Source organism: Vibrio variabilis (assembly GCF_003263785.1).
GTDB lineage: Bacteria > Pseudomonadota > Gammaproteobacteria > Enterobacterales > Vibrionaceae > Vibrio > Vibrio variabilis.
On record NZ_JYJK01000113.1, the window covers coordinates 1 to 515 of the forward strand.

Genomic DNA, 515 nt, shown 5'->3' on the forward strand with positions numbered 1-515 from the left:
CAAGGCGTTAGGCTACTAGGAGTTAATAATGGCGAAAGTTACTAGAGTTCAAGCTGGTCAATACTCCGTCGATGATGGCAGGTTTATCGTTAAAAGTGGGTCTAGTTGGTTAATTTTGAATAGCGCAGGAAAGCATGAATTTGGTCCAGTATCGACACTAAAAGCTGCTAAACAGTACGTTGAAACTGGGACAACGCCAATTGGTCAGCATAACTTGGCGTCAAAACATGGAAGACGTCGAAGTAAAAAAGAGTTCAATGCGTATCTCGCATCTGAAGCGAAGAATGGAAATCCAGAACCAATGATACTGTACATGGTCGTGCTATTTATTGTGTGCTTGGTAATATTTCTCATTCGTGGCTATTAACTGGTCAGGTGCATTTGTCAGCTTCGTAGCCTAACAAATTGTTCAAGCAGACAGCTAACGCTCGGCGATTTTGGTTTGGTTGAGTTAAGTGATTACGGTGGCTTTGTTGGGGTCAATGGTAGTTAGCTGCTACTTAACAAGGCGTTAG

1 protein-coding gene is annotated in these 515 nt (G+C 42.5%); it reads left to right on the plus strand.

Annotated elements, in window-relative coordinates; all coding sequences use genetic code 11:
* Positions 1-28: 28 nt before the first annotated feature.
* A complete protein-coding gene (locus TZ48_RS19745) occupies positions 29-367 on the plus strand; it encodes a hypothetical protein (protein WP_112480379.1) in 339 nt (112 codons plus the stop codon).
* Positions 368-515: the final 148 nt, after the last annotated feature.

Coding starts and splice junctions, on each gene's coding strand:
- TZ48_RS19745 (WP_112480379.1), top strand. CDS start 29: ATGGCGAAAGTTACTAGAGTTCAAGCTGGTCAATACTCCGTCGATGAT.